The organism is Pseudomonas koreensis, from assembly GCF_012986595.1.
Taxonomy (GTDB): Bacteria; Pseudomonadota; Gammaproteobacteria; order Pseudomonadales; family Pseudomonadaceae; genus Aquipseudomonas; species Aquipseudomonas koreensis.
The window spans coordinates 298,800-313,497 of the sequence record NZ_JAAQYM010000001.1; the positions used below are offsets into that span (position 1 = coordinate 298,800).

The 14,698-nt window shown below is 60.5% G+C and carries 10 protein-coding genes; 5 read left to right on the forward strand and 5 right to left on the reverse strand.

Annotated elements, in window-relative coordinates:
• Window positions 1-147: 147 nt before the first annotated feature.
• Both hrpA and aceK read right to left on the reverse strand, forming a co-directional pair.
• Window positions 148-4,059, reverse strand: a complete 3,912-nt coding sequence (gene hrpA, locus HBN98_RS01340) for an ATP-dependent RNA helicase HrpA (protein WP_064586467.1) — start codon at window positions 4,057-4,059, stop codon at window positions 148-150.
• Between the two features lie 213 nt (window positions 4,060-4,272).
• Window positions 4,273-5,994 (reverse strand): bifunctional isocitrate dehydrogenase kinase/phosphatase, encoded by a 1,722-nt coding sequence (gene aceK, locus HBN98_RS01345; RefSeq protein WP_083366676.1) that lies wholly within the window; start codon window positions 5,992-5,994, stop codon window positions 4,273-4,275.
• Between the two features lie 422 nt (window positions 5,995-6,416).
• Between aceK and HBN98_RS01350 the strand changes: the two genes are divergently transcribed.
• Both HBN98_RS01350 and HBN98_RS01355 read left to right on the forward strand, forming a co-directional pair.
• On the forward strand, window positions 6,417-8,042 hold the full coding sequence (locus HBN98_RS01350) for a methyl-accepting chemotaxis protein (protein ID WP_083366677.1): 1,626 nt from the start codon (window positions 6,417-6,419) through the stop codon (window positions 8,040-8,042).
• An 85-nt stretch (window positions 8,043-8,127) separates the two neighbouring features.
• Window positions 8,128-9,036, forward strand: a complete 909-nt coding sequence (locus HBN98_RS01355) for a DMT family transporter (protein ID WP_083366678.1) — start codon at window positions 8,128-8,130, stop codon at window positions 9,034-9,036.
• A 129-nt stretch (window positions 9,037-9,165) separates the two neighbouring features.
• On the opposite strand, the gene HBN98_RS01360 is transcribed toward HBN98_RS01355, so the two are convergent.
• Window positions 9,166-10,029, reverse strand: a complete 864-nt coding sequence (locus HBN98_RS01360) for a DMT family transporter (protein ID WP_083366679.1) — start codon at window positions 10,027-10,029, stop codon at window positions 9,166-9,168.
• Between the two features lie 554 nt (window positions 10,030-10,583).
• On the opposite strand from HBN98_RS01360, the gene HBN98_RS01365 reads away from it, so the two are divergent.
• Together HBN98_RS01365 and HBN98_RS01370 are read left to right on the forward strand one after the other, a co-directional pair.
• Window positions 10,584-11,006 (forward strand): hypothetical protein, encoded by a 423-nt coding sequence (locus HBN98_RS01365; RefSeq protein ID WP_308425223.1) that lies wholly within the window; start codon window positions 10,584-10,586, stop codon window positions 11,004-11,006.
• 35 nt (window positions 11,007-11,041) lie between these two features.
• On the forward strand, window positions 11,042-11,200 hold the full coding sequence (locus tag HBN98_RS01370) for a hypothetical protein (RefSeq protein WP_169841042.1): 159 nt from the start codon (window positions 11,042-11,044) through the stop codon (window positions 11,198-11,200).
• A gap of 59 nt (window positions 11,201-11,259) precedes the next feature.
• Here the strand turns inward: HBN98_RS01370 and HBN98_RS01375 are convergent, their stop codons facing one another.
• Both HBN98_RS01375 and cysK read right to left on the reverse strand, forming a co-directional pair.
• On the reverse strand, window positions 11,260-12,198 hold the full coding sequence (locus tag HBN98_RS01375) for an aspartyl/asparaginyl beta-hydroxylase domain-containing protein (RefSeq protein ID WP_064586461.1): 939 nt from the start codon (window positions 12,196-12,198) through the stop codon (window positions 11,260-11,262).
• A 184-nt stretch (window positions 12,199-12,382) separates the two neighbouring features.
• Window positions 12,383-13,357 (reverse strand): cysteine synthase A, encoded by a 975-nt coding sequence (gene cysK, locus HBN98_RS01380; protein ID WP_064586460.1) that lies wholly within the window; start codon window positions 13,355-13,357, stop codon window positions 12,383-12,385.
• Between the two features lie 127 nt (window positions 13,358-13,484).
• On the opposite strand from cysK, the gene HBN98_RS01385 reads away from it, so the two are divergent.
• Window positions 13,485-14,561 carry a DUF748 domain-containing protein gene (locus tag HBN98_RS01385; RefSeq protein WP_064586459.1) on the forward strand — a complete coding sequence of 359 codons (1,077 nt, stop codon included), beginning with the start codon at window positions 13,485-13,487 and terminating at the stop codon, window positions 14,559-14,561.
• Window positions 14,562-14,698 lie beyond the last annotated feature (137 nt).

A 14,698-nucleotide genomic window follows, 5' to 3' on the forward strand; every position in this document is an offset into this window, starting at 1 on the left:
CGCACCGTCCCGCTGGGTCGCGAAGCGGCCCCAAAAGAGGGACTGCTACGCAGCCCAGCGGGAGCAAGCTCCCTCGCCACAGTCACAGTGTCGGGCTTAAGTGAACAGCATTACGCTCCCACAGGGGGCATTGTGCAGGCCTGTGGATCAGGCTTCGACCTGACTCCACTGCTTGCTCAGCCGCTTGTCGGAGATCGGCGCTTTTGTCCCCAGTTGCTGGGCGAACAGCGACACCCGGTATTCCTCCAGCCACCAGCGGTACAGCTCCAGCTGCGGATCGCGTTTGCCTTCCTGTGCATGTTTGGCGGCGCGGGTCTGGTATTGCGCCCAGAGGCCGGCGAGTTCACCGCTCCAGACCCGATCCTTCTGCACCTGTGCACCGAGTTTTTCGAAGCGCTGCTCGACCGCTTTCAGGTAACGCGGCAACTCCTTGAGCCATTGCATCGGCGTTTCCCGGACAAACCCCGGATACACCAGATGACTGAGCTGTTGCTTGATGTCGTTAAGCGCCACGGCCTGAGCCAGATCGATCTTGCCCTTGAAGCGCTTTTGCAGACCGTGCCACAGCTTGAGGATCTCCAGCGTCAGGCGCGCCACGCGCTCGGCGTGTTCGGTCCAGCTGCCGCGTTTACGCTCGGCCAATGCGGCGAGCCCGGCGCCGTCACGCGGCAGCGGGTCTTCGCCTTCCAGGATGCAGCTGTCGAGGCTTGCCAGCAGAATATCTTCGACCAGCGCATCGACCCGACCCAGCTCGCGATAGAGCAGGCCCAGCTCGGTGATGCCCGGCAGCTTGCCGCGCAGGAACTTCGCCGGTTCCGCCAGTTGTTGCAACAGCAGACGCTGCAAGGCGCGGCGATGCTGGAACTCGGCTTCGGCCGGGGTCGAGAACCGTCCTTCCTTGACCGTGCCGCCCTCTTCGACCAGCGCCGGATACACCGTCATCGACAGCCCGGCGATCTTCTGCTGCGTCTTTTCCGCCACCGGGGCGAAGACCTTGGCCTCCACCGGTTGCTGACTTTTCGCACTTTGCGGCACTGCCAACGCCGCCTGACTGGCTTCGGCGAAACGCGCGGTGAGCTCGGCCAGATCGCGGCCCTCGCCAAGGAACTTGCCCTGGCCGTCGACGATTTCAAGGTTCATCCGCAGATGCCCTTCGACCTGCTGCGCGGCTTCCGCCCACGCCTCATCGCTGACCCGCGCGCCGGTCATGCGCAGCAACTCGCGACCGAGTGCCTGGGGCAGCGAGCCCTCGGCGAAGGTCATGCGCTGCAACGCCGCTTTAATGAAGTCCGGCACTGGCACGAAGTTCTTGCGCAAGGCTTTTGGCAGGTTGCGTACCAGGGCAATGCACTTGGCCTCGATCAGCCCCGGCACCAGCCATTCCAGGCGCTCCGGCGGCAGCATCGGCAGCAGCGGTGCCGGCACCCGCAGGGTCACGCCGTCGCGTGGGTGATTGGGTTCGAAGTGGTAGCTGAGCGCCAGTTCCAGATCGCCAATGTGCAGCGTGTCCGGGTAGTCACGCGCAGTGACTTCACTGGCCTCGCGGGCCAGTACGTCTTCTTCGCGCATGATCAGCAGCTGCGGGTCCTTCTGGCTGTTGACCCGATACCAACTGTCGAAGGTCGCGGTCTGGTGAATCTCCGCCGGCAAGCGTGCGTCGTAGAACGCGTAGAGGGTTTCTTCGTCGGCGAGAATGTCGCGGCGCCGGGCCTTGGCTTCCAGTTCGTCGAGCTGTTCGAGCAATTGTTTGTTGGCGGTCAGGCACTTGGCTTTCGACTGAATCTCGCCGCGCACCAGGCCTTCGCGGATAAACAGCTCACGCGAAACCACCGGGTCCACCGGGCCGTAATGCACCGGGCGACGGCCGACCACGATCAGCCCGAACAGGGTGATCTGTTCGTAGGCCACGACCTGGCCGCGCTTCTTTTCCCAGTGCGGTTCGAAGTGGTTTTTCTTGATCAGGTGGCCGGCCAGCGGCTCGATCCAGTCGGCGTCGATCTTGGCGACCATGCGCGCGTAGAGCTTGGTGGTTTCCACCAATTCGGCGGTCATCAGCCATTGCGGACGCTTCTTGCCGATGCCCGACGACGGGTGAATCCAGAAACGCCGCTGACGGGCGCCAAGGTAATCGCCGTCCTCGGTTTTCTGGCCAATCTGGCTGAGCAGGCCGACCAGCACCGCTTTGTGCAGTTTCGGGTAATCCGCCGGCTCTTTATTGAGGCTCAGCTGCATGTCGCGGCAGATCAGGCTCAACTGGCGGTGGGAATCGCGCCACTCGCGCAGGCGCAGGTAGTTGAGGAAATTCTTCCGGCACCAATTACGCAGCGGGCTGGCGGTCAACGCCTGGCGCTGCTCTTCAAAGCCACGCCACAGATTGACCAGCCCGGCGAAGTCGGAATCAGTGTCTTTCCATTGCGCGTGAGCCTGATCCGCCGCTTGCTGCCGCTCCGGCGGCCGCTCGCGCGGGTCCTGAATCGACATCGCACTGGCGACGATCAGCACTTCCTGCAGACTGCCGAGCTTCGCCGCTTCGAGCAGCATGCGGCCCATGCGCGGGTCCACCGGCAGGCGCGCCAGCTGGCGACCAAGCGGGGTCAGTTGACTGTTGCGGTCCACCGCCGAGAGTTCTTGCAGCAGGTTGAAACCGTCGCTGATCGCCTTGCCATCCGGCGGCTCGATGAACGGGAACGCGGTGATTTCGCCGAGGCGCAGGTGCAGCATCTGCAAGATAACGGCGGCGAGGTTGGTGCGCAGAATCTCCGGATCGGTGAATTCCGGACGACCGAGGAAATCTTCCTCGCTGTACAAACGTACGCAAATGCCCGGCTCGACCCGGCCGCAACGACCTTTACGCTGATTGGCGCTGGCCTGGGAAATCGCCTCGATCGGCAGACGCTGGACCTTGGCGCGGTAGCTGTAGCGACTGATACGCGCGGTGCCGCTGTCGATCACGTAACGGATGCCCGGCACGGTCAACGAGGTCTCGGCAACGTTGGTCGCCAGCACCACACGCCGGCCCGGGTGCGACTGGAAAATCCGCTGCTGTTCGGCTGGCGACAGGCGCGCGTACAGCGGCAGGATTTCCGTGTGTTTGAGTTGGGCCTTGCGCAGCATGTCGGCGGCGTCGCGAATCTCGCGCTCACCGGGCAGGAACACCAGCACATCGCCAGGACTGCGGCGTTCGCTGCGCTCATAAGCGGCGATTTCGTCGAGGGTGGCGAGGATCGCCTGATCCACAGTCAGGTCGTCCTCGACGCGGTTGCCCTCCTCGTCCTGCTCCAGGGTCAGCGGGCGATACCAGGTCTCTACCGGGAAGGTGCGGCCGGAGACCTCGACAATCGGCGCATCGTCGAAATGTTTGGAGAAGCGTTCCAGATCGATGGTCGCCGAGGTGATGATGACCTTCAGGTCCGGACGCCGCGGCAGCAGGGTTTTCAGGTAACCGAGCAGAAAGTCGATGTTCAGGCTGCGTTCGTGGGCTTCGTCGACGATGATCGTGTCGTAGCGCTCGAGGTAGCGGTCGTTCTGGGTTTCCGCCAGCAGGATGCCGTCGGTCATCAGCTTGATCAGGGTGTTGGAATCGCTCTGATCCTCGAATCGCACCTGATAGCCGACCAGCGAGCCGAGCGGCGTGCCAAGTTCTTCGGCAACCCGGCTGGCAACGCTGCGCGCCGCAATTCGGCGCGGCTGGGTGTGACCGATCAAACCGTGCTGACCGCGACCGATTTCCAGGCAGATTTTCGGCAACTGGGTGGTTTTGCCCGAGCCGGTTTCACCGGCGATGATCAGGACTTGATGCTTCTCCAGCGCAGCCTTGATTTCATCACGCTTGGCGGCAATCGGCAGGCTGTCGTCGTAACGAATCACCGGCAGGCTGGCACGGCGCGCCAGCACCTGATCACAGGACGCCTGCATGCGAGCCACCCACTGGGCCAGCTTGGCCTCGTCGGGTTTCTTGCGCAGCTCGAGCAACTGCCGCCGCAGCCGGTGACGGTCGGCGAGCATGGCGTGATCGAGGTTTTTCAGCAGTTTGTCGATGGAGGGCGATTCGTCGGTCATCGGGTACGCAATTCGGTCGTCTGTTTATGCAGGGGGGCGATTGTCGCAGATTTGCCTCCAACTGTGGCGAGGGAGCTTGCTCCCGCTCGGTTGCGCAGCAATCGTAATTCGGTTGTCGGGATGTCACTGACAGGACGCGGTGGGTGGTTTCCGGGCCGCTTCGCAACCCGGCGGGAGCAAGCTCCCTCGCCACAAATTCGTCGTGTTTCGGGATTACTCGTTATCCAGGCCTTTACGCCGATAAGGAAAGACATCAATGACCTTCCCCGCCCGGATCGCCTCCTGCAAACCCTTCCAGTAATCCGCGTTATACAACTCGCCATGCAACTGATCGAACAGCTTGCGCTGCCCGGCATCGGCGAACAGGAACGGCGGAAACTCCTCCGGAAACACATCCAGCGGCCCGATCGAATACCACGGCTCCGAGGCCATTTCGTCCTCGGGGGTGCGCGGCGCGGGGATGTGGCGGAAGTTGGCTTCGGTCAGGAAACAGATTTCATCGTAGTCATAGAACACCACCCGTCCGTGACGGGTTACACCGAAGTTCTTCAACAGCATGTCGCCGGGGAAGATGTTGGCCGCCGCCAGCTGCTTGATCGCCAGACCGTAATCCTCCAGCGCCTCGCGCACCTGAGCGTCGTTGGCGTTTTCCAGATAGAGGTTGAGCGGCGTCATCCGGCGCTCGGTCCAGCAGTGGCGGATCAGCACTGTGTCGCCTTCGACCGAGACCGTGGACGGCGCCACGTCCAGCAGTTCTTCAAGGCACGCCGGATCGAACTTGCTCAGCGGAAAACGGAAATCGGCGAACTCCTGGGTATCGGCCATGCGCCCGACCCGGTCGACGCTTTTCACCAACCGATACTTCTCGATCACCGTTGCCCGGTCGACGTTTTTCGACGGCGAGAAACGGTCCTTGATGATCTTGAATACCGTGTTGAAGCCCGGCAGGGTAAACACACTCATGACCATGCCGCGCACGCCCGGGGCCATGATGAACTGATCGTCAGTGTTGGCCAGGTGATTGATCAGCGCGCGGTAAAACTCGGATTTACCGTGCTTGTAGAAACCGATCGAGGTGTACAGCTCGGCGATGTGCTTGCCCGGCAGGATGCGCCGCAGGAAACCGATGAATTCCGCCGGCACCGGCACATCGACCATGAAGTAGGAACGGGTGAAAGAGAAGATGATCGACACATCGGCTTCGTCGGTGATCAGCGCGTCGATCTGAATCCCGCGGCCCTCACGGTGCAACAGCGGAATCACCAACGGCCACTGTTCGTCGCGGGTATAGATGCGCCCGACCAGGTACGCGCCTTTGTTGCGGTACAACACCGAGGAGAACAGCTCGACGCTCAGCTCCGGATCCTTGCACACCCAGTCCGGCAGGTTCTCGCGCAGTTGCGACTCGAGGCGCTGCAGGTCGCCGGGCAAATCGGCGTAGTCCTCGCTGAAGCGGTAGTCGGCAAAGATGCTGGCGAGCATCGACGACAACTGCCCCTGTGGCTTATAGGTGCGGGTTTGCGCAGCCCGGGCGCGGCGCAGGCTGGGCCGGGTGGTGTGGATGAACATGCAGCCGTCGCTGATCAGGTCATGGCTGAACAGCCCGCAGAAGATCGAGTTGTACCAGGTCTCGGAAAGTTCATCGTCGAAGCGCAGGTCGATAAGGCTGATGTAGGCGCTTTTCACCAGCGGCCAACTGCCGACATTCATCAGTGTCTCGTCGTCGAAATGCTCTCGCAGGCGGGCGATGGTTTCGCCGACCTTTTCTTCGTAGAGATTGATCCGCGCCGCCGACGCGGTTTGTGTCTCCTGCCAGCGCGCCTGCTCGAAGCGCTCGCGCGCACCGTCGGTGATCCGCCGGAAATGCTCGCGGTAATCGTCAAAGCCATCGAGGATCATGCGGGCGATGTCGGTGGCTGGCCATGGCTGCGGCATAGATGAGACCTCGGCGTGCAAGTGGAAATCTGTGCCTGAGCTTAGCCACGGATGCCCATGCAGGAGAAGTGCAATTTCTGCCAAATGCGCGGCAGGCTTGTACAGCGACACAGTTTTTATCAAAGTTTTTTGAGTCGACCGTTCGGTCAGAAAAGCCCCGGGCAGTCGGCAAGGACACCCGCCACTTGGGCAATGCAGAGCCGCGCATTCATTGGCTTTCGGATCCAATGAGCGCGCTAAGCGCTCTGTTCCGCACCTCTCGCGCCACCCCTCCCGACATCTGAGCCGCTACACGAGAGCCGCAGATTGGTCTTACCAAAATAGTGGCACTTTGATATACACCCCGCCATCACCTCTTCCTCACAACAAGATCCCCGGCCTACGAGGACGACCTCCCCCCTCAAAGATCAAGGAGCACATTGATGTCTATCCGCAATCTGCGCATCGGTTTGCGCGCCGGTTTGAGTTTTGCCGTGCTGGCCAGTCTGTTGGTGATCGTCGGCCTGTTTGGCCTGGGTCAAATGAAAACCCTGCGTGAGAGCGCAGCGGTCATCGAACAATCATGGATGCCGAGTATCGAGAGCGTTCATGACGCCGCGGCGAACATCGCCAGCATCCGCCTCGAATCCCTGCGCCTGATCACCAGCACCCAGCCCGCGGTGCGTGAGCGCAGCAAAGGGTTGATCAAGGCGCAGCGCGAAGAATTGCTGAAGCGCCTCAAAGACCATGAAGCCTTGCTCACCAGCGATGAGGAACGTGCGATGCTCGCAGGCTTGAATGCCGACACCGGCAAGTACATGGGCATCCTCGACCAGATCATCAGCCAGATCGACGCCGGACAAAGTGAGCAGGCCTACACCCGCCTGAACAATGAGCTGGCGCCCCAGGGCCGAGTGCTCGACAAGACGCTGGAGCAGATGATCAGCCTCAACCAGCAAGGCGCCGACGCCGCTGCGCAGGCTGCGGCGCAAATGTACCAGCGCGCGCTGTGGATCGTTGCGACGATCATCGTTGTCGCGCTGATCGCCACACTGCTGCTCGCCTGGCTGCTGACGCGCAGCATCACCACGCCGATCAACCAGGCGCTTGCGGTGGCACGGCGGATTGCCGCCGGCGATCTCAGCGGCCAGATCGTCAGCAGCGGTCGCGATGAAGCGGCACATCTGCTCGACGCCCTGGCGGACATGCAGGGCAACCTGCGCTCAACCATTCGCGGCATCAGCGAATCAGCGCAGCAACTGGCTTCCGCCGCCGAGGAAATGAGCTCGGTGATGGAGCAAAGCACCCGTGGCCTGCAACAGCAGAACGATCAGATCGAACAGGCCGCCACCGCCGTCACCGAAATGAGCACCGCGGTGGATGAGGTGGCGGCCAATGCGGTGTCCAGCGCCGAGGCCTCCGAAGCGTCGAACGAGGACAGCAAGCACGGGCACGTGCAGGTCAGCGAAACCATCAACTCGATTCAGGAACTGGTCGGCGCAGTGCTCGGCGCCTCGGAACAGGCCGAAGGCCTGGCCACTCAGGCCCAGGACATCAGCAAGGTGCTGGAAGTGATTCGCGGAATTGCCGGGCAGACCAACCTGCTCGCGCTCAATGCTGCGATTGAAGCGGCACGCGCCGGTGAAGCCGGACGCGGTTTTGCGGTGGTGGCCGATGAGGTGCGTTCGCTGGCGCAACGCACGCAGAACTCCACCGAAGAAATCGAGCTGATGATCAGCAGCATCCAGCAAGGCACCAGCGCCACCGTCGGCGCCTTGCAAAGCAGTGCCGAGCAGGCCAGCCACACGCTCCGGCGGGCCAACAGTGCCGGTCAGGCACTGGAGAAAATCACCGCGTCGATCTCGCAGATCAACCAGCGCAACCTGGTGATCGCCAGCGCGGCCGAGCAGCAGGCGCTGGTCGCGCGCGAGGTTGATCAGAATCTGGTGACCATCCGCGATCTCTCGACCCAGACCGCCGCCGGCGCTACCCAGACATCCGCCGCGAGCCAGGAACTGTCGCGGCTGGCGATCGACCTCAACGGGCTGGTCACGCGCTTCGTGCTCTGAATGAAAAATTAAATGCCCGATTGACGGTTGCCATCGACAGGGCGCTCGGCAACACTCTCGTCCCGATCAAGGAAGGAGTGCCACCGTGAGCGCTGTCGATATTTTCCGCATGCTGTCGCTGGCGGCCATCTGGGGCGCGAGCTTCCTGTTCATGCGCATTATTGCGCCAGTGATCGGCACCATTCCGACCGCGTTTTTTCGGGTGTCGATTGCTGCCGTTGGTCTGCTGGTGATTCTCGGGCTGATGCGCATCAGCTGGGATTTCAAGGGCAAGCTGAAAACCGTGATGTTGCTGGGCGTCATCAACTCGGGGATTCCGGCAACGCTGTATTCGGTTGCGGCGCAAGTGTTGCCAGCCGGTTACTCGGCGATTTTCAACGCCACCACACCGCTGATGGGCGTGCTGATTGGCGGCTTGTTTTTCAGTGAAAAACTCACTGTCGCGAAACTGACCGGGGTGTTTCTCGGCTTGTTCGGTGTCGGCGTGCTGACGCGTGCAGGGCCGGTGGCTTTCGATCTGCAATTGCTGATGGGCGCCCTCGCCTGCCTGCTCGCCACCACTTGCTACGGTTTTGCCGGATTCCTCACGCGTCGCTGGCTGGACCGTAGCGGCGGGCTCGACAGTCGTCTCTCGGCCGTGGGCAGCATGCTCGGCGCCTCGCTGTTTCTGTTGCCGCTGTTCGGCTACAGCGTAATTACCGCACCACCGGCAAGCTGGGGTGGGTGGAACGTCTGGTTGTCGCTGCTGGGCCTGGGCCTGGGTTGCACGGCGTTCGCCTACATCATTTATTTCCGCTTACTCAGCTCCATCGGCCCGGTCAAATCGATGACCGTGACCTTCATGATTCCGGCGTTCGGCGTGTTGTGGGGAGCGTTGCTGCTGGATGAGCCGCTGTCGATGGCGCATCTGTATGGCGGGGTGTTGATTGCGCTGGCGTTGTGGCTGGTGTTGAAGCCTGCGGTGGTGAAGCCTTCTGCAGCGCCAGCCCGATGATTTTGTGACGTTAATCCGTCCGTATTCGCGAGCAGGCTCGCTCCCACATGGGATCTGGGAACAGCATGGATCCCTGTGGGAGCGAGCCTGCTCGCGATAGCGGCTGTTTGGCCGCTATCGCGCTACAGGTCAGCCGGTTTTACGGAACACAAACGCCAGACCAACAATGATCAACAACATCCCCAGCACACTCAACGCCGCCAGACGATTGCCGAAAATCAGATAGTCCATCACTGCCGTCACCGCTGGCACCAAGTAGAACAGACTGGTGACGTTCACCAGATTGCCCCGGGCGATCAGGCGATAGAGCAACAGCGTCGCCAGCACCGACACCACCAGTCCCATCCACAACACCGGCACGATGAACCCTGCGCTACGTTCGAAGTGGAACGGCTGAAACGGCACAAAGATTGCGCACAACAACAGCCCGGCCAGGTACTGCACCGGCAGCGTGCCGAGGGGATTGTCGGTGATGCGTTTCTGCATGATCGAGCCCAGGGTCATGCTCGCCAGCGCCAGCAGGCCGAACAGCATGCCCGTCCAGGACATCCCGGCCAGGCCGATCCCCTGATAGACCACCATGATCAGCCCGGCCAGGCCCAGCGCCAGACCGAACATCCGGCTGGCCGAACGCTGACGCTCCATCAACACCACGGTGAGGATCGGCTGCACGCCCATGAGGGTCGCCATCACCCCCGGCGTGACTTTGGTGTTCAGGGCCAGCAGATAGAAAATCTGATACGCCCCCAACAACACCACGCCCGTTGCAATCGCAAACAGCATCGGCCGACCGCCCTTGGGCAGCTTCAACTTGAGCAGCGGCGCCAACAGCAACAACCCGCACAGGGCGATCACAAAGCGAATCAGCAGAAAGGCGAAGGGTGAGGCGTGGGCCAGGCCCCATTTGGAGAAGATCGCCCCGCTGCTCCACAGCAGAACGAACAGGCTCGTGGACGTCGCCGCGAGCGCGGTTTTTTTCGAAAGGACAAACATGAATACCACCTGTAGTCAGGCACATAGCCAACTCAGCCGAAGCTGAAATTCAGTAGGTTTTTCTGGCGGGCGCAGGGGTCAGCAGAGAATGCCGATCAGCCCGAAACGCCAACGCCCGGCGGTGATACGACTGCGCACACCGGCGTGCTACTGACAGGTGGGGGGTAATGACTGATCTGCCCAGGCTGCTGATTCCCGCACGGCACGACGCCAGCGTTGACCGCTGAATCGACTACCGCGTTGATGAGGGATGCAGGCATTGGGGCTGATCTTTGTTGAGGGTCTGGAAGGTGAATCGCCTGATTCACGAGCGCCGACTATAACCAGCGCGGGACATGGATTGCAACGATTTGGACAAAGGGCCAGCAGGGACAGCTCGAAGGCAGGCGCACAGGCTGATGAGCAACGGATAGGCCCATCGAAGGGAGACAGGGAATGCTCGAAATCACATGCCAAGGGAACGGACGAATTTGCGGTATCAGTTGTACAGATCGCAGGCCAGGAAACAGGCAAGCATCGCCAAAGCTCTATTACAGCTACCAGCGCGACAAGACTTGTCGAAAGTACGCTTCGAACCCATCGACGCCGTAGCACTGAGCGCGTTCGAGCTCTGGGAGAATCCACTTTTTTGCTGGCGAGAGGTTGTCGAATGGAAGTCACGAGAACCCCTGTCCCTGGATATCGCGATCTGGTTCGAAGAACAGCTATGCGGACTGTGTTTCGTCAATCCGAACAAAAGCCGCCAACGTATTCGAATCGTACGATTAGAAGGGCGACCCGGAGATGCTCACCCGCTGAAAAATCGTATCGGGACCTTGGCGATGATGGTCATCGATGAGTTCGCCCGAATAATCGGCAGCACGTTCATTGAAGTCCAGGAGCCGATGCAAGGAGCAATTCCTGTTTATACAAAGCTCGGCTTCAAATTTGATTTGGAAGGTCGTCTTGTCCTCGCAGTGGAGAGTAAAGTATGGTGAAAACAGTTCAAGTAATGATCAATGAGGGAGGGAGCATGCGCAAATCGGTCAAGAAATCCCCCGCCAAGAAAAGATCAATCAAAGCAGAAGAAAAGATTGTTTCATCCGAGCTATCAGCCAATCAGCAGCGCTTTCTGCAGCTACTGATTACAGGCATTGAAGACGAACCCAACGTTCTTGCTGGACGCCGCTGACTCACAGACAATAAAAAACCGCTCACAAGGAGCGGTTTTTTTCATCACAACGTTCAGCCTCAACCAAACAACCAATACCCCAGCAGCGTCAGCACCACCACCGCGAGGATCGGGCGCATGATGCGGTAGGCCTTGGGATTGCGGCGTTTCCACTGTTTGACCACGCCGCTGAACCTGTCGCTGAAGTTCTTGCTCCAGGCGTAGGCCTGGTTGATCCCGCCGACACGTTCGTCGTCAAGGTTCTGCGGGGCGGTGGCACGTCCCAGCCAGGCGCTGATGGCGCGGTTGATGCGGGTCATGAAGCGGTTGCTCAGCGGACGTTCGACATCGCAGAACAGGATGACCCGGGTCTTTTCGGTTTCGTTCTTGACCCAATGCACGTAGGTCTCGTCGAACATCACGTCTTCACCGTCGCGCCAGGCGTAGACCTGACCGTCCACGAAGATCCGGCAATCGTCGGAGTTCGGTGTCGACAGGCCCAGGTGATAACGCAGCGAGCCGGCAAACGGATCGCGGTGCGGGTTCAGGTGACTGCCACCCGGCAACAGCGCGAACATCGCGCCTTTGACATTGGGAATTGCACTGACCAGCGCCACGGTTTTCGGGCACAGGGTTTCGGCCGACGGCAGCGGTTTGTCGTACCACTTGAGGTAGAAACGCTTCCAGCCCTTCTTGAAGAACGATCCGAAACCGGCGTCATTGTTCTTTTCGGCGGCGCGAATGTAGCCCTCGTCGAACAGGTGCATCGCCTCGTCGCGAATGGTTTCCCAGTTGTCGCGCAGCACATCCAGCTCCGGAAACTTGCTGCGATCCAGATACGGCTTGGACGGCACGCCGGAGAACAGGTACATCAGCGCGTTGTACGGAGCGAACAGCGCCGAGTGGTTGACGAACTGACGCAGGACCGGCAAACGCGCCTTGCCGCGCAAATGCACATAGAGGATGCTGCCCACAAACAGCAGCAACACCAACACCTTGGCGGCTAACGAAAAGGTCATCAACGACTCCTTGAATAAAGACAACGCTGCGCAATGCCCTTGACCCGGCATGGCAGCCGGCCATGATAAACACTACCGGCCTCGGGCAAAACCCGGCCAACCCAAGATTCAGTGTTAAGAATTGCGCAACAAAGCATTAATTAACATAAGGCTCCTGAACCTGGGCTGATCTGAATCAATTGGCTTACTGCTGATTCTCCTGTTCGGTGAACAGATCGCTGAACAACATGCTCGACAAATAGCGCTCGCCGGAGTCCGGCAGAATCACCACGATGGTCTTGCCCTGCATCTCCGGGGTTTCTGCCAGCCGCACCGCGACCGCCATCGCTGCACCGCACGAGATGCCGCACAAGATCCCCTCTTCCTGCATCAATCGCCGCGCCATGGCCTTGGACTCGTCGTCCGTGACCAGCTCCACCCGGTCGACCATCGACAAATCGAGGTTCTTCGGCACGAAACCGGCGCCAATCCCCTGAATCTTGTGTGGGCTCGGCTTGATCTCTTCGCCCGCCAGCGCCTGGCTGATGACCGGCGAGGACACCGGTTCCACCGCCACCGACAGAATCGGTTTGCCCTGGGTCTTCTTGATATACCGCGACACGCCAGTGATGGTTCCGCCGGTCCCGACGCCAGCTACCAGTACATCCACCGCACCATCGGTGTCGTTCCAGATTTCCGGACCGGTGGTTTTCTCGTGAATCGCCGGGTTGGCCGGATTGTCGAACTGCGCCGGCATGAAGTATTTGTCGGCATCGCTGGCAACAATTTCGGCGGCCTTCTCGATCGCGCCTTTCATGCCCTTGGCCGGTTCAGTCAGGACCAGCTCTGCGCCCAGCGCCTTGAGCACCTTGCGCCGCTCGATACTCATCGAGGCCGGCATGGTCAGCATCAACTTGTACCCTCGGGCCGCCGCAACAAAGGCCAGGCCAATGCCGGTGTTGCCCGAGGTCGGCTCGACGATGGTCATGCCCGGCTTGAGTTTGCCGCTGCTTTCGGCGTCCCAGATCATGTTCGCGCCGATCCGGCACTTGACCGAATAACCGGGGTTGCGCCCCTCGATCTTGGCCAGAATGGTCACGCCACGCGGCGCGATGCGGTTGATCTGCACCAGCGGCGTATTGCCGATGGAATGGGCGTTGTCAGCGAAAATACGGCTCATGGCTGGGTCCTTATGCAGCGTTGAATTCAGCCTTGCAAGGTATGCCTGTTGCCTGGCGCAGTCCAGTCGGGTCGAACGTCTGCGTCACGCAACAGTCAATCGCTTACATCGTCAGGGAATTGCCGTCATGAAGCGTCGCTACAGTTGGCCACTAGGGATTTTCGCCGTCGTCGTTGTGTTGCTGATCGCGCTGCACATCGCCCTGCCCTACATGGTGCGCGACTATCTGAACGGCAAACTGGCGGACATGGGTGATTACCGCGGCCAAGTCACCGACGTCGATCTGGCCCTGTGGCGCGGCGCCTACCGGATCAACGGGCTGAAAATCGTCAAGGTCGACGGCAAGGTGCCGGTGCCGTTCGTCAACGCACCGCTGATCGATCTCGCCGTCAGCTGGCACTCGCTGTGGTACGACCATGCCGTGGTGGCGCAGGTGCAGTTCGTCAATCCCGAAGTCAACTTTGTCGATGGCGGGGCCAACAAGCAAAATTCCCAGACCGGTAAAGGCACCGACTGGCGCGCGCAACTCAGTAAATTGGTGCCGATCACCCTCGACGAGGTGCAGATTCACGACGGCAAGATCAGCTTCCGCAACTTCAGCTCCAGCCCCCCGGTGAACATGAATGCCACCAAGGTCGAGGCCAGCCTCTACAACCTGACCAACGTGGTCGACACACAGGGCAAGCGCGACGCCCGCTTCGAAGGCAAGGCCCTGCTGCTGGGGCATGCCCCCCTGGAAACCACCGCCACCTTCGACCCGCTGAGCAATTTCGAAGATTTCCAGTTCCGCCTGCGCGCCCGCGACATTGAACTCAAGAGCATGAATGACTTCGCCTCGGCCTACGGCAAGTTCGACTTCAATGCAGGTCACGGCGACGTGGTCATCGAAGCCCAGGCGAAAAAGGCCCAGGTCAGCGGCTACATCAAGCCCCTGCTGCGCGACGTCGAAGTGTTCAACTGGCAGCAGGACGTGGAAAACAAGAACAAGAGCATCTTCCGCTCGGTCTGGGAGGCCATCGTCGGCGGCTCGGAAACCGTGCTGAAGAACCAGGCGAAAAACCAGTTCGCCACCAAGGTCGAACTCAGTGGCAACGTGCATCAGCAAAATATCAACGCGTTCGAAGCGTTTTTGCAGATTTTGCGCAATGGTTTCATCCAGGCTTTCAATGCGCGGTATGAACGACCGAAGCCGGATGCGGGTTAGTTTTTGAAATCGGGAATGAATCCCTCTCGCCACAACCGTGATGTCTGGCGTCAGGCCGAGACTGAGTCAACATGTGACGCCCCATTCAGAGACTGAATAAGCCGTCTGCGTTCACAGTCGACCGGGCTGCGCGTTAT